We start from the raw sequence: 17328 nt of genomic DNA on the forward strand, positions 1-17328 counted from the left end.
TTGCCCCATATAAATGTGAGCAGCGTTTACATCATATCGACCGAAGGCAGCCGACCACCGATGAACCAGCCTGTACCCCACCACCACGTCGCGATCGTGGGCACCGGCCCAGGGGCCCTCGCGGCGGTGGTTCGGCTGCATCAGGCCGCGGTCGACGACGTCGTTCTGGTCGAACACGACATCGACGACGCGATGGCATTGCACTGGCAGACCGGCCGGCAACGCTGGCACATCACGACCGCGAGCGGCGAACAGACGGCAACCCACGTCGTCGTCGACACCGACGCTCTGGCGGACCGAGTGTTCGGCACCGAGGGCGTTTCCATGGCCGAGAGCTGGGACGGCGAGCCCGGCGCCTATCTGGGGACATCCGTCCACGGCTTCCCGAACTGCTACCTGGTGCACGGCCCTGACATCGGCCTGCGCCACAACTCGGTCGAACAGATGCGGGAGTCGCAGGCGGACTACGTCGCCGCGGCAGTGTCCTACGCCCGCGACTTCGGCTTCGCCGCGGTCGAACCGACCCCCGCGGCCCAACAGAACTATGCCGGCTTCCGGCCGCGCGGCACTGCCGATTTCCGCCGTCGAACCAACCGCTTCACCCCGAGGGATCATCTGGTCCAGCGGCCGGCGCGCGAGCCGGTCGCCGTCAGCGCGGCGGTTCGCCCCGCCACCGAAAACTGTTGACGTACTTGCCCATATCCGCGGCCAGCTCCAGGCTGGCCCCGGTCGGCGGGCCGGATCCGGGACCGAATTCGCTGAACGGTCCGGCCGCGGCGGCGACCAATGCGAGGTCGTCCTTCACGGCCACCATGACCAGGATGCGGGTCCGTGACGCGACGACGTTCTGTCCGTCCGGCCAGTCGTCGGCCGCGACGCCGTAACCCGGGTGATATCCCACCAACGTGTTGGGTATCTCGTACGCCACCCGTGAGTCCGGGAACTTGTCCAACAGCAACGTCATGGTGATGTCCTTGGCGTCACGGCCGCGCGCCGGTTCCCCCCACAGCCGCATGATCCCGCCGGTGCCACCGGTGTATTGGGCCGTCACGCCGACGTCGTCCATCGTCACCGAGTAGGCGGTACCCGGCGCCGGATAGGAGACGCTGAATGCGCCGTCGGGAGCGGTGAATCGCGGGTTGATCACCACGGGCTTCCCCATCAGCGGGTGACCGCAATTGGGCGGGCACTGATACCGCGCCACCGGTTGGGTCGTCGCGGCGGCGACACCGACCAGCCCGAGGGCCAGCACCACGACGACCGCGGTCCAGATCCCGACCAGCCGCGGCGCGGACAGCGCTCGCTCGGTGTGGACCGCGTCGTCGCCGGATTCTTCGTGCCGCAATGTCATCCGCAGGACCAGTCGGAGCAGCAGCACCCCCAGCACAGCGAACGCGACGTGCCAGGCCAGCTTCGCCCACTGCGAGATGTCGGCCGAATCCTCGTCGCCGAGCCACACGTGCGCCAGTACCGGCACGACCGCGATCAGCAGTACCCGCCACCAGATCCGGTTGCCGCGGGGCCGGAACCACAGTGCGGCACCGAGCATGCCGGCAGCGGCGGCCGCGGTGGCGGGCATGGCGATGCCACGGATCACGGCCTCGATGAGGAAATCCGCCAACGGCTGGTCATGGTCCACGAGCCCAGAATCCAGCTGGGCGAACATCCGGACCATGGTCGTCGCGGCCGTCACGCCGAGCGCGCCGGCCGCGCCGATGACGTAGCCGTACAACGCCTTTCGGTCACCGGGACTGAATACCCGGAGGAGCAGGGTGGGCGCGATGACGACCAGGGCCTCCACCGCCGAGAGCCCGGCCTCCAACGTCCGCAGATGCACTGCGGCAACGCCACTTTCGAGCGGGACGCCGTAAGCGCGTGCGACGACAGCCCCGGACCCGAAGGCGAACGCCACGCCGAACGCCATGCCCAGGCCCGCGCTCACGAGCAACCGGACCTTCGCCGGACCCCGGTAGTCCAGCTGTCGGACGTACAGCGCGAACAGCAGCGGAATCCCGACGGCCACAGTCGAGATGAACAAACCCGGAAGTCGCAGCGCCGCGGCGCCCGCGAGCCAGGCGACGAAGGCGACCACCCCGATCTGGAACGACCGGTGGGTGCGTGCCGGCAGCTGTGGGAACAGCGTGCTCACCAGTCCGATGCCGCTCATCCGGTCGTCCCCTGCGCCACGAGCAGGCTGCGCGCCAGCTTGTCGACATCGGGCGTGCCCAGGCCGGTGACGGAGTCGAAGCCGGGGCCGGCCATCGCTATCGCGTTACCCCCGACGGTGACATCGTGGAACGCCGGGAGTCGGCCGGCCCGCTCCAGGCGGTACAACAACGGGTTCAGGTCGCCGAGCAGTCGTCCGCCATGATCCAGCAGGTACTGGTCGATCACCGCGGCCATCCCGGCCCAGATCGGCGCGGACATGGACGTGCCACCGGCCAGCACCGTCTCGCCGCCGAACACCATGCGGGCTCCGGTGAAGAAATCCGCAACCGCCGAGACGTCGGGGACGAGCCGCTTGTTGCGACCGCGGTCCGATGGCACACCCCGTTGCCATGCCGGCCGGTCGAACAGCGCGGACACCCCGCCCCCACTGCCGTGCGTCAGCGGCACGTCGAACCAGGCCAGTTCACCCAGCCACTGGCCGTGTTCATCGGTGGACAGCGTGGTGCCGCCGACGGCCGTCATCTCGGGTACCGACGCCACCGAGTCCAGTCCGATGTCGTCGATGCTCGGCGGTGCCGACCAGTCCTGCCCGCCTTTGCATTCCAGGCCCGCCAGGTCGCCACTGGCGTCGAAGGCGGTGGTGCCGCTGCGGTGCGCCCGCGCCAGCGCCGAGCGCACCGGCGCCAGATCGGCAGCCGTGAGCATCTTGTCGCAGCCCCAGCCGATCGACAGGCTCCACTCGGCGCCGGGGAAGCGCCGGTCGGCGTCGGCCATCATCTCGCCGATCTTGCGGTAGGCGCCGTCGCCGGACACCGTCGGCCGGGCATTGACGTAGACGGTTTGGGCGTCGGGCGCGATGGCGTGGGCCATCTGGAGATCCATCGTGGTTTCGCCGGTGCGTTCGGATGGCATGTCACCCACCACGATGGGGGTGAAGCGCGGCAACTGGCTCAGGTCGGCAAACATGTCGAGATCGGATTGATCGAAACCGTCGAAACCGAAGATGACGATGGTCCGGCCCTTGCCCGTGTATCCCTGATCGGACAGCGGAAAGACGTTGTAGGCGCGGCGCAGATCCTGGGCCGTGAGACCACCGGCGGGGACGTCGCGCGGCATGATCAGCGGCCGCGACTCCCGAAATGGCGCGAAGCCGAGGAGCCTGCCGAATCCGCTCAACTCGGGCACCAACGACGGCGGCAGCTCAGGCTGACTGGTCGCGGCGTAGAAGGTCTGCCCGCGGCGCCCGCGGTAGTCGCGGACATCGACGCGCAACGCCCGCGCCATGGCACGGGCGTCGCCTTCGACGGTGGCCCAGTCGTCGCCGGGACGCCATTGCACCGAAAGCCCTGCAGCACTTGCCCATTGGATCAGCCCATCGGGCCGAGTGGCACGTGTCAGCGCAGCGGTGAGTTCAACGTGGGCTGCTGCCGACGGGCCGAGGTCGACCGACGCCGAGAGCAGATGGGCCAGCGGACCGGACAGTGCCAGTCGGCCACCCCGTTCAGCAGGCGGGCCGGCCGACGCCAGCGCCGTCAGCCCGGCTGCCACCAGTACTGCGCCGATGCGCCGTACGGCGCATCGGCGACTTACTGGGATGGAACTCCCGTTCTAGTGGGGAGCTGTGATGACGTTGCCCGGCAACGCGGTCTGCGGTCCCGGGGCCTTGACCGACGGGGAGAACGAGTTGCCACCCTTGGTGGGCCCGCCCTTCTCGCTCGGCGTCACCGGCGACGACGAGGCGGGTGCCGACGTCGTGGTGGTGGTGCTCGTGGTGGTGGTCGGCTCTTCCTTGGCCTTCTCGCCACAGGAAGACAGCAGGCCCATCGCGAGTCCGGCGGTCACGGCGAGGCCGGCCACCATCTTCTTGCGGGTCGAGTTCCGAACGGTGGTCATACCGATTCTCCTTTTGTCCATTCCGTTCGCCCCGACAGCCGTAGCTACGAAGAAACGGGCATCGCGATCGTAATGCCGATTCGCTATTCACAGCATACCGATCGGGCCATTTCATTGCTGGGACATCTGACCCAACGCTGGGATTCCGTTACCGCTGGCAAATAATCGTTTCGCAAGCCGTTACACGGGGAACGAGGTCCTCGTGAACACCGAACAACTCTTACGCCGTACCGCCGCCACCATCGGCATCGCTGCCGTCAGCAGCGCTGCCCTGATTGCCTGCTCACAGGCCAAGGAGATCGGATCCAACGCTACGTCGGCCGCCAGCTCCGGAGCCAGCGCGGGATCGTCCGCAGCCAGTTCTGCGGCCAGTTCCGCCTCGAGCGCCGTGTCGTCGGCGATCGCCGGCTCGCCGACGACCACGAACGTGCCGGGCGTGGGCGAAGTCACCCTCGACGGCCCCATCGCCGAGGCCTATCAGAAAGCCGGCGGCGAAGCTGCCCTCGGCCAGCCGACCGCCCAGCCGCAGAAGGTCGGTGACGGGACGGTGCAGGCGTTCGCGAAGGGCACCATCTTCTCCTCGCCGACGACCGGGACCCACCTGGTGCAGGGCGAGATCCTCCGCGAGTACACCGAGAAAGGTGGCGCCGCCGGCGAGCTGGGGTTCCCCACGACAGACGAGAGCCAGACCGCGGGCGGCCCGGACGCGCCCAAAGGTGGCTGGATCAGCGAGTTCCAGAAGGGCACCATCACTTGGCTGAACCAGGGTGACGGCACCTTCAAGGCCACCATCACGCCCAAGCAGTAGTCACTGCTCCTCGGCCAGCGCGGCAAGCCGCGCCAATGACGCCTGCAGCCAGTCGGGCGACGTCTGCCGGGCGCGGTTGAGCCGCTTCTCGTCGGTCAGTGCGGTCCAGTCGTAGGTGTGGGTGACGCGGGTGTGCCCGTCGTCGATGGGCTCGAGCTCCCAGCGCCACAGGTGCCCCGGCTGCGGCAGTCCCGGTTCCGACGGCTTCCACGCGATGCGCCGGCCCTCGTCGAATTCGACGACGTGGTTCTCCCGGATGGCGCCGACCGTCAGGCCCATGACGAAAACGTCCCCCACGGCGCGGACGCGTTGGCCGGCGGCCGCCTCCGCCAGGTTGTCGTTGCCGTCCCAGCGCGGCTGCTGTGCGGGGTCGGCGATCAGCTCGAAGATCCGCGCCGCCGGGGCGGCGATGTCACGGCTGGCGCTGACGACCCGAATTTCGTTGTCCACGAGTCGTATTCAACCCGACGGACCCGCTACGCGCGAGCGGTTACGTCGGCAGCCGCCGGTTGATCACCAGCGCGGAGATCACCGCACACGTCAGGGCGAACACGCCGAGGCGCAACCATGCGGTCCCACCGGGTCCGCGGATGATCTCGTAGCCGATCTGCTGCTGAATGGCGTCGTAGCTCTTGTTCAGGTCCTCGATCTTGGCGGCCGTGTACATCTGCCCGCCGGACAGCTCGGCGACCCGCTTCATCGTGGTGTCGTTGACCGGGACGTTGACGCTCTGGTTGTCGACCTTGATCTTGCCGCCCTTGGTCCCGAACGCGATGGTCGAGATCGGGGTGTCCGACTCCTTGGCGGTCCGCGCCGCGGTGTAGGCGCCGTGCGGGCTGTCCGGGTTGCCCGGCCGGTTCTCCGCGCCGTCGGACAGCAACACGATGCGTTTCGGCGGCTTGTCGGTGTTGCCACTGCCACCGAGCACGTCCGCCAGGGTCGAGATCGCGCGCAGGGCCGCGAAGATGCCGTCGCCGGTCGCGGTGCCGTCGTCGACGGTGAGGTGGTCCAGCGCGGTGATGGTCGCGTTGTGGTCGGGGGTCGGCGACACCAGCAGGTTGGTGTTGCCGGAGAACGTGACCAGACCCAGGTTCACCCCGGGCGTCAGCTTCTTCGCGAACTGCTTGGCGGCATCTTTCGCCGCGGCCAGCCGGCTCGGCGAGACGTCGTCGGCCTCCATGGACCGCGAGACGTCCATCACCAGCATGATCACCGCGCGGTTGCGCGGGGTCTTGATCTCGTGGGTGGGCGCGGCCAGCGCGACGGTCAGGGACAGCAGCGCGGCCACCGAGAAGACCATCGGCAGGTGCCGCCAGCGGGTCGGCTGCAGCGGAACGACGTCGGTGCGCGGCTGGTCGCCGGCATAGCTGCGGAGCCGGGCGCTGCGGTTGCGCTGCGCCGCGAGATACGCGGCCACCAGCGCGATGGGCAGCAGTGCGGTCAGGAGCAACCAGGGGTGGGCGAAGCCCGACAATGACACCGATCCGATTCCCGGAAGACTCATCGGCGCCCCGTCGCGTTCGTCACCATAAGTGAAAAGTGTAGGAGTCGGTGCATTGCGCACCCGGTGGCGGGGCTGTGGCCTGCGAGAACCGTCGGACCACCGCAGTCACAGCCGCCCCGTAAGCTGGCCGGACCCTCTCCCGTCGCTACGCTCGCCCCCAACGGACCGCCCCCCGACGCCTGCCGGAGGCCCATGCTCACCGTTCTGTACGTACACGCGATCGCCACCGTGCTCGCTCCACTGTTGGTACGACGCTGGGGACGGCGGGCGTTTTATCCGCTGGCACTGGCGCCCGCGGGCTCACTGATCTGGCTGGCGTCGAACTGGCCCGGGACCGGCGAGCAGACGCTGCACATCGACTGGGTACCGCAGCTGTCCATGGACATCACGCTGCGGCTGGATTCCCTGGCGGCGATCATGTCGGTGCTGGTGCTGGGGGTCGGCACGCTGGTGCTCCTGTACTGCGCCGAGTACTTCCACCACGCCGACGGGCACACCGAGAAGCGGCTGCCCAGCTTCGCCGCCGAGCTGGTGGCGTTCTCGGGTGCCATGTTCGGGCTGGTCTGCAGCGACAACACACTGCTGCTGTATCTGTTCTGGGAGCTGACGACCGTCCTGTCGTTCCTGCTCGTCGGGCACTACGCCGAACGCGCCGCCAGCCGGCGCGCCGCCACCCAGGCCCTGCTGGTCACGACCTTCGGCGGCCTGGCGATGCTGACCGGCATCATCATGCTGGGCACCCTCGCCGGCACCTACCGGTTGTCGGACCTCGTCGCCAACGCGCCGACGGGCACCACCTCGTCCGTCGCCGTCGTGCTGGTGCTGATCGGCGCACTGTCCAAGTCGGCCATCGTGCCCATGCATTTCTGGCTGCCGGGCGCCATGGCGGCGCCGACGCCCGTCAGCGCCTATCTGCACGCCGCGGCCATGGTGAAGGCCGGCGTCTACCTCATCGCCCGCATGACACCCGGTTTCGCCGACCACCAGCCCTGGCGGCCGACGGTCGTCGCGCTGGGCCTGGCGACGCTGCTGCTCGCCGGTTGGCGCGCCGTGCGCGAGTACGACCTCAAGCTGATCCTGGCCTTCGGCACGGTCAGCCAGCTCGGGTTGATCACGGTGATGGTCGGGGCCGGCGGTGGCGATCTGATGCTGGCTGGCCTCGCCATGCTGTGCGCGCACGCCATGTTCAAGGCCGCGCTGTTCATGGTGGTGGGGATCATCGATCACGCCACCGGCACCCGCGATATCCGGAAGCTGGCCTGGCTCGGCCACCGCAGCCCCGTGTTGCTGGGCATCGCAGTCGCCGCGGCCGCCAGTATGGCCGGGCTGCCGCCGTTCCTGGGCTTCGTCGCGAAGGAAGCCGATTTCGAAACCCTGTGGCACAGCCCGACGTTGGGGGCTTCGGCTCCGTTCGTGCTGGCGACCGTGGCGTTCGGGTCGGTGTTCACCATGATCTACAGCCTGCGGTTCCTGTACGGGGCGTTCGCCCGCAAGGGCAAGGACGAGCCGACGGTTCGTGTCGCCGAGATGCACCGGCCCAGCGTCGGTTTCCTGGTGGCGCCGGGCATCCTGGCCGTCGCCGGCCTCGGGTTCGGGCTGCTGCCGAACGCACTGGACCACGCCATCGCCGACTACACCGCAACCATGCCGGGCAGCACTGGGTACCACCTGGCGCTGTGGCACGGCGTCAACATGCCGCTGCTGCTGTCGGCCGTGATCGTCGCGGCCGGCTCGGCGGCGTTCGTCCTGCGGCACCGCCTCGAGCGAATCCGGGTGCCCTATCTACCGCTCGGCAACGCCGACCGGATTTACGACGCGGCCATCCGCGGCGCGGACCGCTTCGCCGTGCGGCTGACGGCGTTCACCCAGCGCGGCTCGATCCCGACGACCCAGGCGATGATCCTGTCCACCCTCGCCCTGCTGCCCATCGCGGTGCTGCTGCTGGGCCCGCGGGACCAGCCCGATCTGAAGTTGTGGAACTCGCCGCTGCAGGTGGTCGTCGGCCTCATCGTGCTGGCTGCGGCGATCAGCGCGACGGTGATGCGGAACCGATTGGCGGCCGTGCTGGTCGTCGGTGTCACCGGTTACGGCTGCGGCACGCTCTACATCTTCTACGGGGCTCCGGACCTGGCGTTGACCCAATTCCTGGTCGAGACACTGACTTTGGTGGTCTTCCTGCTGGTGCTGCGTACCCTGCCCGCCGAATCCGACGCCATCCACATGAAGCGGCACCGGCTCCCCCGCGCCCTGCTGGCCACCGCGGTCGGGACATCGGTGACGGCGCTGGCGGTCTACGCCATGGCAGCCCGGCACACCCGGCCGCTGGCTGAGCTGCTGCCCGACGCGGCGTACTACCGCGGACACGGCGCCAACACCGTCAACGTGCTGCTCGTGGACATCCGGGCCTGGGACACCCTCGGCGAAATCTCGGTGCTGCTGGTCGCCGCGACGGGTGTGGCGTCAATGGTGTTCCGGCACAGGCGTTTCGGATCGGCGCCGCGCGTGCCCAAGGATTTCCGGCCGACACCCGACATCACGTGGCTACGGGGCAGCGACCTACGCGATCCTCGGCACCGGTCCCTGGTGCTCGAAGTCGCGACCCGCATGATCTTCCCGCTCATCATGGTGCTGTCGGTGTACTTCTTCTTCGCCGGACACAACACGCCCGGCGGCGGTTTCGCCGGCGGGCTGACGGCCGGTCTGGCGCTGGTGCTGCGGTACCTGGCCGGCGGCCGTTACGAACTGGGCGAGACGCTGCCGCTGGACGCCGGGAAGATTCTGGGCGCCGGCCTGACCCTGTCCGCCGGGACGGCGACGGCCTCGCTGCTGCTGGGTGCGCCCGTGCTGTCCAGCGCGGTGGTGAAATTCACGCTGCCCCTGCTGGGTTCGGTGAAGGTGGTGACGGCGCTGTTCTTCGACCTCGGCGTGTACCTCATCGTCGTGGGCCTGGTGCTGGACATCCTGCGCAGTCTCGGCGCGAAAGTCGACGAAGAGTTGTACGCACCACGTGAGGCGGCCGCCCGATGACGACCTATCTCGTACCGCTCGTGCTCATCGGCGGTCTCACCGGCACCGGGGTGTACCTGCTGCTGGAGCGCAACCTGACCCGAATGCTGTTGGGCCTGTTGCTGATCGGCAACGCGGTGAACCTGCTGATCCTGGTGATGGGTGGCGACTCCGGTAATCCGCCGGTGCGCGGCCGCACCAGCCACGGCCAGACGGGGATCGCCGATCCGCTGGCGCAGGGCATGGTCCTGACCTCCATCGTCATCACGATGGGTGTCGCCGCGTTCGTCCTGGCGCTGATCTACCGGGCCTACCGCCTGACCACGGTCGAAGAGGTGGGCAACGACCCCGAGGACAGCCGCCTGGTGCAGCTGTCGTCCACCGACGCCCCGGCGGTCGAGGAGGACCGGAGCGAGCCGGCCGTCGTCACCGACGCCGACGCCCCAGCCGAACTCGACGCGCTGCCCGCCGACCCGGTGGAGCAGGCGTGACGACGGGTGCGGTGCTGGCGCCGCTGCCCGCCCTGATCCCGATCCTCGGTGCCGCCGCGACGTTGTTCGCGGGTCGCCGGCCGCGGCTGCAGCAGATCATCGCGCTCGTGGCGCTCGCCGCGATGACGGCGGTCTGCGCGGCTCTGGTCTACGTCGTCGACCACAGCGGTACCGTCGCCGTCCACGTCGGCGGCTGGGGCCAGACCGAGCCCGGGATGGGACCGCTCGGCATCGTCCTTGTGGTGGACCGGCTTTCGGCCCTCATGCTGGTGGTGTCCGCGATCGTGCTGCTGGCGGTCGTCTGGTACGCCATCGGGCAGGGGATCCGGGACGGCGGTGACGAACAGCCGGTGTCGATCTTCCTGCCGACCTACCTGGTGCTGTCGGCGGGCGTGTGCATCGCGTTCCTCGCGGGCGATCTGTTCAACCTGTTCGTCGGCTTCGAGGTGCTGCTGGCCGCGAGCTTCGTGCTGCTGACCGTCGGCGCCAGCGAGGAGCGGGTCCGCGCCGGCATCGGCTACGTCATGGTGTCGATGGTGTCGTCGGTGATCTTCCTGATCGGCATCGCCCTGATCTACGCGGCCACCGGCACCCTGAACCTGGCCGAGCTGGCGAACCGGCTCGACGGCATCACGCCGGGCACCCGCGCGGCGCTGTTCGCGGTGCTGCTGGTGGCGTTCGGCATCAAGGCGGCGGTGTTCCCGCTGTCGGCGTGGCTGCCCGACTCCTACCCCACCGCCCCGGCACCGGTCACCGCCGTGTTCGCCGGCCTGCTCACCAAAGTCGGTGTGTACGCGATCATCCGGGCCCACACCCTGCTGTTCCCGGGCGGCGCACTGGACGGCGTGCTCATGGTCGCGGCGCTGCTGACCATGTTGATCGGCATCTTCGGCGCCATGGCCCAGAGCGACATCAAGCGGCTGCTGTCCTTCACCCTGGTCAGCCACATCGGCTACCTGGTGTTCGGCATCGCGGTGTCCAACCGGATCGGCATGGCCGGCGCCATCTACTACGTGGCCCACCACATCGTCGTGCAGACCACGCTCTTCCTCGTGGTGGGTCTGATCGAGCGGCAGGCCGGCGCCTCGACGCTGCAGCGCCTCGGCGGACTCGCGGCGGCCAGCCCGCTGCTGGCGTTCGTGTTCATCATCCCGGCCCTGAATCTCGGTGGCATTCCGCCGTTCTCGGGGTTCATCGGCAAGGTCGCGTTGCTGCAGGCGGGAGCGACGAGCGCGTCGGTCCTCGCGTGGGCACTGGTCGCCGGTTCGGTCGTCACCAGCCTGCTGACGCTGTACGTGATGGCGCGGGTGTGGACGCTCGCGTTCTGGCGCGCCCGCGCCGACGCACCGGAGGGCATGCTGTCCACGGCAGCCCCAGCCGGCCTGTTGGAACCGGTGGCGAACGTGGCGGTCGACGACCGGCCGGACGTCGGCCGGATGCCCGTCAGCATGCTGGCGCCGACCGCGGTGCTCATCGCGGTGGGGCTCGCCCTGACGGTGTTCGCGGGGCCCATCTTCGGGTTCGCGGAGCGCGCCGCCGACCAGGTCACCGACCGTGGCCAGTACATCTCGGTGGTGTTGACGCCATGAGGCAGTGGTTACCGCGCGTGGGCATCCTGGTCTGGCTGATGGCCGTGTGGATTCTGTTGTGGGGCAACATCTCCGCCGCCAACATCCTCGGCGGGCTCGCCGTCGGCCTGCTGATCACGGTGCTGCTGCCGTTGCCGCAGGTGCCGGTGGCGGGCCGGCTGCATCCGCTGTCGCTGGCGTGGCTGGTGCTCAAGGTCGCCTACTACCTGGTGCTGTCCTCGGTACAGGTCGCGTGGCTGGCGATCAGGCCCGGTCCCCCGCCGCTGACCGCGGTGCTGCGGGCCCGGCTCGCCCTCAAGTCGGATCTCGTGCTCGCGATGGCGGTCAACGTCATCAACCTCATCCCCGGGTCGATCGTGCTGGAGATCGATCAGGCCCGCCGGATGATCTACGTCCACGTGCTCGACGTGGGGTCCGAACGTGCGGTGCAGCAGTTCTACCGCCAGATCGCGGAGGTGGAGCGGCTGATGATCGCCTCGTTCGAACGTGAATCCCATTGGCAGCCGGTGGAAGTGGACCCCGCATGAACACCATCTGGATCATCGCCGCCGTGATGCTGGTCGCGGCCGCGGCCATCACGGTGTTCCGGCTGCTGGCCGGTCCCGGCACCCTGGACCGGCTGGTCGCGCTGGACACGTTCGTCGCCGTCACCATGTGCGGCATCGGCACGTGGGCGGCGTACAGCCTCGACACCACGGCGACCTACAGCTTGACGGCGCTGGCGCTGATCACCTTCGTCGGCTCGGTCAGCGTGGCCCGGTTCCGCGTCCGCGATACCGATACCGAAGCCGAGCCGCCACGATGAACATCTTCGATGCAGTCGCAGGTGCTTTGGTGCTCTTCGGTTCGGCACTGGCGCTGACCGCCGCCATCGGTGTCGTCCGCTTCCCCGACACCTTGACGCGGATGCACTCGGCCTCCAAACCCCAGGTGCTCGGACTGCTGCTGGTGCTGATCGGCGCCGCGCTGCGGCTGCGCGGGCAGGCCGACGTCGGCATGCTGATCCTGGCCGGTTTGTTCACCTTGATCACCGCGCCGGTGGTGGCCAACCGCGTGGGCCAGCTGGCTTATCGTGAGCAGAGTTTCCGCGACGACCTGCTGATCCGCGACGAATTGGACGACTATGGCGCGAACTGACGACGACTCCTGGGACATCACCGAGAGCGTGGGTGCCACCGCGCTGGGTGTGGCCGCCGCTCGGGCCGCCGAATCCCGTTCGGACAAGCCGTTGTTCGACGATCCGTGCGCGCAGATCTTCGTGGATGCGGCGGTCGCGCGCGGCTGGTCGTCGCCGTTCACCGCCGCCGATCCCGGCCCCGCGCAGGCTACGCGGATTCGCATGGTGTCGGCGTACGCCGCGGCCCGCACCAAGTGGTTCGACGAGTTCTTCGCATCGGCCGGCGCCGACGGCATCCGCCAGGTGGTGATCCTGGCCGCGGGACTGGACGCGCGGGCCTGGCGACTGCCCTGGCCCGACGGCACCGTGGTTTTCGAGATCGACCAGCCGAAAGTGTTGGCGTTCAAGGAGGAAACCCTGGCGGCCCACGGCATTCAACCGGTCGCCCGGCACGTCGCGGTCCCGGTCGATCTCCGCCAGGACTGGCCGGAAGCCTTGCGGCAGAATGACTTCGACCCCACCCAGCCGACGGCCTGGCTCGCCGAGGGGCTGCTGCCCTACCTGCCCGCCGAGGCCCAGGATCTGCTGTTCGACCGTCTCCACGAACTCAGTGCGCCCGGTAGCCGTGTCGCTGTCGAGGGCTTCGGCGCCAACTATTTCAGCGAGGAGAACCAGCGCATCCGCAAAGCCCGGATGGATGCGATCCGGGAGGAAGCCGCCAAGGCCGGTCAGCAGGTGACCGATGTCTCCGAGCTCTTCTACCCAGAGCCGCGCGAGGACGTCGCCGAGTGGCTGGCCCGCCACGGCTGGCAGACCCGGGTCGAGACCTCCGTGGAGGTCACTGCCCGGTACAAGCCGGAAGTCGCCGGCGAGGTGCCGGACATCGGCAGCGAGTTCGTGGACGCCAAGCTCGTCTGAGTCGGTCAGCGGTACCCGTCGACGTACGTGCCGCTGTCATCGGTACGAACAACAAGCACGGCACCGGGTGCCGCGAGGATATCCTCAACGTAATCAGCTTGCGGGACAACCGCGATGGGGGCGCAATTCTCGCGGCTGAAAACTTCCAGCCGTTTCTCGGCGAACACCACCTCCGCACCCAGAATCGCCGCTCGTGCTTCCGAAATATCCGCCAGCGGCGGCTCCGGTAGCGCGCACCGCGCTTGACCGTCTGGGCCCCGCAAAGTGGAGGCGTTCGCCCGGTCAGGCCCCCTCGACAGGAAATCTGCCGAATCGTCGCGTGTGCGATACACGGAGGCGTGACCGTGAAAGTCAAGAACGTGGCGAGTGGCAGCATTCACGAAAGCACCTACATCATCGCCGGACTCAAGCTGAGCACCCATCGTGTATCCATCGCGACCCGCCTGCTCGATCCTTGGCCGGATGGCGTTGCGATTCTGGCCCGAATACGGCAGCTCCGATAACAGCGTTGTCTTCCAACGAATTTGACCAGTCGATGGGTCGATATCGACGAAACGAACATCAGCCTTGTCGCCGGACACACATCGATATACCGATCCGGGCAGGCTCGTCAGTCCGCCGTACCAGCCCTGGCACTCCGTCGACGGGGCCGGCACCGTCCACATCGGCCTGCCGGTGCGAGTGTCGTAGCGCGTCCACTTACTGACGTCGGAATTGGCCAAGAGATATGGCGGCCGTCTGCGTATGTAGTTAACGTAGCCGCCGAAGGCGTGCACCAAGCTACGGTCGGTCGACGACCACAGTTCGCGGCCAGTCATAGCATCCAAACCGATCAACGTGCTCGGCGAACCTCCGAGTAGTACGACGGTGCTTGCTTGATCGAAAACGGCCATTTCGTCCACTCCGAGGTGGCCAGGTCCGCTGCGGCGGTAATGCCAACGTTCAGCACCATCCGACCCGTACGCGGTTACCCGTCCACCACCTAGTGCGATGAATCCAGCACCGCCTCGCTCAATTCGCCAATTTCGACCGGATTCCGTTCGGATGTAGTCGGCTATGCGAATCGTAAAAGCCTTTTGCCCCAGATGATCTGGACTCGGTGGGACCGCCGTCGACAACGCCGTTGTAGCGTCGACAAATCGACTGTCGTCGCCTGCCCGTAGTGCCGACGTTGTGGTCACGCCGGCAGCCGCCACTGCTATCACCACACCGATACCAACAAGCCAGCGGTTGCTCCGCGTCAATCGGACGGCTGCGGGCGCGGCAACAGCCGCGGCAAGGGCACCGGCCGCCGCCAGCCACCAACTGGCGGCAGCGGTAGGCAACTTTGGTGTGACGGGAAAATCTTGCATCCATTCGCAAAACTCCTGCATCCCGGAACCGGTCGACCGCAAGTACATCAACGCGATACCCGCCAAAGGCACCAGCAAGCCCCAGTAGCCCGACGCCCAGTTGAACCGCAGGAGCACCAGCGCGGCAACAAGAACCGCGGCAACCACGCATATCGACAAGGCAACGTCTTTGGGCGACATGGTCGCCCAATGCGACGGCGGCCGATAGCCTCCCCAGTCAGTTGCTGACCACGCCGGGTAACCGACCGAGGATTTGGGCACCAGCCAGCTCCACACCGATAGCCCCGCCGCCCAAACCAACAGGCCCACGGCCACACCGAGGCAGACTGTCGACAAGCCCACCAGCACGCGTCTCAGCATGGTGCCCCCGTCCCTCCCCTGACGTTGACCAATCTGAACTTCCGCCCGTTGTCAGGCGCAGTTCACCACCAAGCTCAGTTGAACTTGATCTTCACCTGCTCGCCGCTGACGTCCGCGGTGGTGCCGGTGACGTACGAGGTCACCGTGCCCCGCGTGGTCCCGCCGCGGCGGCCCTGGCCGCTGACCTCGTAGTGCACCTGGCCGGAAATCCGTACTTCCATGCGGTATTCGTCCAGATCGCCGATCTTGACGGCGCTCATGTCGGGCTGGCTCCAGGTCACGGTGCCGTCGACCAGTTCCCGGTCGCTGATCTTCACCGGGCAGGGTGCCGGTGGGACCAGTGAGCGCGACGACGAGCAGCTGCCGTATGCCGCGTCCAGGAGCTTGGCGATGGTCTTGGTGCCGGATTCGTTGAGCGCGAACTTCGGCTGCAGGTAGGAGCTCGACGAATATCCCTCGATGGCGTCGAGCAGCAACGGCTTGCTGTTGGTGACCGACACGTACGGGCTGGTGCTGCCGAGGTCCAAGAAGCCGGGGAACACGTAGATCGCCGATTCCTCGCTGATCTCCTTGCCGAACACCGTCATCGTCTTGCGCGCGGCATTTTCGCTGCTGCTCAACGACGACAGATCGACCTTGATGGCGGCATGGGCCAGCTGCCACTTGCCGCCTTCCTTCTTGACGTGGATCGTCGCATCGGAGTTCTTGTCGCCGAACTTGGCTGCCACGTGGACATCGCCGCGGCCGATCGACTCCATGGTCTTGTCTTCGTTCAGGATGCGGATATCGCTGATCGGCCATTCGGCGATCTGCTTCTTCAGCACGTCGCTCGAGAGGAACTCCTTCGATGCCGGCTGGTCGTTACTGAAGGACAGCGCCATGTCGGCGTTGCCGTTCGACAGCGCTTCCAGGTAGCCCTTGACGACCTCGCTGGCGGAACTCGAGCCACCGCTGTCGCCCGAGCCGAATGAGTCGTAGACGTAGTAGATGCCACCACCCAGCACGACGAGCACCACGACGACGGCGGCGATGATCAGCGGCACCTTGTTCTTCTTCGGCGGGGTGACGAACGGCTGCGCGCCGTATCCACCGGCCGGCGCTCCCGGCCACCCCTGGCCGGCACCTGGTGCCGCCGGCGGGGTCCCCCACCCCTGCGACGCCCCGGTTGGTGCGCTCGGCGCCTGGCCCCAGCCGCCGGTCTGCGGCGCGGCCGGCTGGCCCCATGCTGGTGTCTGCGCCTGGCCTGCGGGCGGCTGGCTCAACGGCGGCGGCGTCTGCGGGGGCCATCCGGGCGCGGCCGGTGGGGTGGTCTCGTGAATCGCCGTCTCTTCTTCGTCGGACGACCTGCCCGCGCCCCCACCTGGGTTGGGACCGTTGTAACCGCTCCCCTGCCAACCCGTCATCGTGAACCCTCCCCGTAGCACAACATGCTGTGTCCAGGATAAGCGGTGCCGCACCACCCTGCCTGCACGGAACTGCCCGTACTAGTCCTCGGACAGCTGGAATTCCACCATCGCCGTGAGACTCTCGACCGCTTCCTCGAGCGCGTCCAGCCGGGCCGCGGCATTCGGCGCAGCCAGCACCGAATACTTGTCGGCCTGGCCGATCGGAAGTAAAGCGGCCAGCGCGTACAGCCGTTGTCCCACATCGGGTTTGACGGTTCGCGCCAGGATCGCGTCCCGGTCCCGCAGGCGCGCGCCCTGAGCCGACGCGATGCGTTCGAACACTGCGATGATCCGGTCCTCGACCGCCACGATGGACGCCTCCGTGACCATGGGCCCCGGCTCGTCGGGCCACCGCTCGATTTCGGCCCGCGGATACGGATCGTCGTTGTGCCACTGCACGATTCGGATGCGGTCGGTCACGCTGCAGCTCAGCATGTACCGGCCGACGCCCTGTGGCTGGCACCGGTCGATGCGGGCGAGCGCGCCGACCGAGCACCGGGCGTCGCCGCCGCCGACCTCGCGGCCGGCCGAGATCAGCACCACGCCGAACACCTGCTCCGCGGCGGCCATGCAGTCCTGCACCAGTTCGCCGTACCGCGGCTCGAAGATGCGCAGCGGCAGTTCGTCGCCGGGCAGTAGCGCGGATTCCAGCGGGAACATCGGCGTGATGGACACG

General features: G+C 68.0%; 17 protein-coding genes. 9 read left to right on the forward strand and 8 right to left on the reverse strand.

Annotated features, from left to right (window positions below; all coding sequences use genetic code 11):
- Positions 1-60 precede the first annotated feature (60 nt).
- Positions 61-687, forward strand: a complete 627-nt coding sequence (locus tag BR47_RS0119570; protein ID WP_029120527.1) for an NAD(P)/FAD-dependent oxidoreductase — start codon at positions 61-63, stop codon at positions 685-687.
- Here the strand turns inward: BR47_RS0119570 and BR47_RS32715 are convergent.
- From BR47_RS32715 to BR47_RS0119585, 3 genes are read right to left on the reverse strand one after another with little or no spacing between them, the layout of a single operon-like run.
- Positions 650-2167 (reverse strand): hypothetical protein, encoded by a 1518-nt coding sequence (locus BR47_RS32715; RefSeq protein ID WP_020101112.1) that lies wholly within the window; start codon positions 2165-2167, stop codon positions 650-652. The genes BR47_RS0119570 and BR47_RS32715 overlap by 38 nt on opposite strands.
- Complete coding sequence (locus BR47_RS0119580) at positions 2164-3717, reverse strand: S53 family peptidase (protein ID WP_090562876.1); 1554 nt, start codon at positions 3715-3717, stop codon at positions 2164-2166. Before BR47_RS0119580 ends, BR47_RS32715 begins: the two co-directional genes overlap by 4 nt.
- Positions 3718-3777: 60 nt before the next feature.
- Positions 3778-4062, reverse strand: coding sequence for a hypothetical protein (locus BR47_RS0119585; protein WP_020101110.1), 285 nt, complete (start codon positions 4060-4062; stop codon positions 3778-3780).
- Between the two features lie 202 nt (positions 4063-4264).
- On the opposite strand from BR47_RS0119585, the gene BR47_RS34145 reads away from it, so the two are divergent.
- A complete protein-coding gene (locus tag BR47_RS34145) occupies positions 4265-4870 on the forward strand; it encodes an LGFP repeat-containing protein (RefSeq protein WP_020101109.1) in 606 nt (201 codons plus the stop codon).
- Here BR47_RS34145 and BR47_RS0119600 read toward each other — a convergent pair whose 3' ends face one another.
- The gene (locus BR47_RS0119600; protein ID WP_029120531.1) at positions 4871-5320 is read right to left on the reverse strand and encodes an SRPBCC family protein; all 450 of its coding nucleotides are present in this window, start codon (positions 5318-5320) and stop codon (positions 4871-4873) included.
- Positions 5321-5360: 40 nt separating this feature from the next.
- The gene (locus BR47_RS0119605; RefSeq protein ID WP_036420481.1) at positions 5361-6374 is read right to left on the reverse strand and encodes a VWA domain-containing protein; all 1014 of its coding nucleotides are present in this window, start codon (positions 6372-6374) and stop codon (positions 5361-5363) included.
- Positions 6375-6566: 192 nt separating this feature from the next.
- On the opposite strand from BR47_RS0119605, the gene BR47_RS0119610 reads away from it, so the two are divergent.
- From BR47_RS0119610 to BR47_RS30925, 7 genes are read left to right on the forward strand one after another with little or no spacing between them, the layout of a single operon-like run.
- Entirely contained in the window at positions 6567-9401 is a 2835-nt protein-coding gene (locus BR47_RS0119610; RefSeq protein WP_029120532.1) for a Na+/H+ antiporter subunit A, read from the forward strand.
- Positions 9398-9871: a Na(+)/H(+) antiporter subunit C gene (locus tag BR47_RS0119615; RefSeq protein WP_020101105.1), complete on the forward strand. Its 474-nt coding sequence runs from the start codon at positions 9398-9400 to the stop codon at positions 9869-9871. The genes BR47_RS0119610 and BR47_RS0119615 overlap by 4 nt, the downstream gene beginning before the upstream one ends.
- Positions 9868-11460 (forward strand): Na+/H+ antiporter subunit D, encoded by a 1593-nt coding sequence (locus BR47_RS0119620; protein WP_020101104.1) that lies wholly within the window; start codon positions 9868-9870, stop codon positions 11458-11460. Before BR47_RS0119615 ends, BR47_RS0119620 begins: the two co-directional genes overlap by 4 nt.
- Positions 11457-11987 carry a Na+/H+ antiporter subunit E gene (locus tag BR47_RS0119625; protein WP_029105139.1) on the forward strand — a complete coding sequence of 177 codons (531 nt, stop codon included), beginning with the start codon at positions 11457-11459 and terminating at the stop codon, positions 11985-11987. The genes BR47_RS0119620 and BR47_RS0119625 overlap by 4 nt, the downstream gene beginning before the upstream one ends.
- Positions 11984-12265 (forward strand): monovalent cation/H+ antiporter complex subunit F, encoded by a 282-nt coding sequence (locus BR47_RS0119630; RefSeq protein ID WP_029120533.1) that lies wholly within the window; start codon positions 11984-11986, stop codon positions 12263-12265. Before BR47_RS0119625 ends, BR47_RS0119630 begins: the two co-directional genes overlap by 4 nt.
- Positions 12262-12597, forward strand: coding sequence for a monovalent cation/H(+) antiporter subunit G (mnhG, locus tag BR47_RS0119635; protein ID WP_020101101.1), 336 nt, complete (start codon positions 12262-12264; stop codon positions 12595-12597). Before BR47_RS0119630 ends, mnhG begins: the two co-directional genes overlap by 4 nt.
- Positions 12584-13495 carry a class I SAM-dependent methyltransferase gene (locus BR47_RS30925; RefSeq protein ID WP_036427593.1) on the forward strand — a complete coding sequence of 304 codons (912 nt, stop codon included), beginning with the start codon at positions 12584-12586 and terminating at the stop codon, positions 13493-13495. The genes mnhG and BR47_RS30925 overlap by 14 nt, the downstream gene beginning before the upstream one ends.
- Positions 13496-13500: 5 nt before the next feature.
- Here the strand turns inward: BR47_RS30925 and BR47_RS33220 are convergent, their stop codons facing one another.
- The 3 genes from BR47_RS33220 to BR47_RS0119660 form a co-directional block, all read right to left on the reverse strand.
- A complete protein-coding gene (locus BR47_RS33220; protein ID WP_177127408.1) occupies positions 13501-15027 on the reverse strand; it encodes an outer membrane protein assembly factor BamB family protein in 1527 nt (508 codons plus the stop codon).
- Between the two features lie 254 nt (positions 15028-15281).
- On the reverse strand, positions 15282-16610 hold the full coding sequence (locus BR47_RS30935; protein ID WP_081831348.1) for a DUF4878 domain-containing protein: 1329 nt from the start codon (positions 16608-16610) through the stop codon (positions 15282-15284).
- Positions 16611-16691: 81 nt separating this feature from the next.
- Complete coding sequence (locus tag BR47_RS0119660) at positions 16692-17327, reverse strand: LON peptidase substrate-binding domain-containing protein (RefSeq protein ID WP_029120534.1); 636 nt, start codon at positions 17325-17327, stop codon at positions 16692-16694.
- Position 17328: the final 1 nt, after the last annotated feature.

The sequence above is a fragment of the Mycobacterium sp. UNC410CL29Cvi84 genome, from assembly GCF_000686745.1.
GTDB lineage: Bacteria > Actinomycetota > Actinomycetes > Mycobacteriales > Mycobacteriaceae > Mycobacterium > Mycobacterium mucogenicum_B.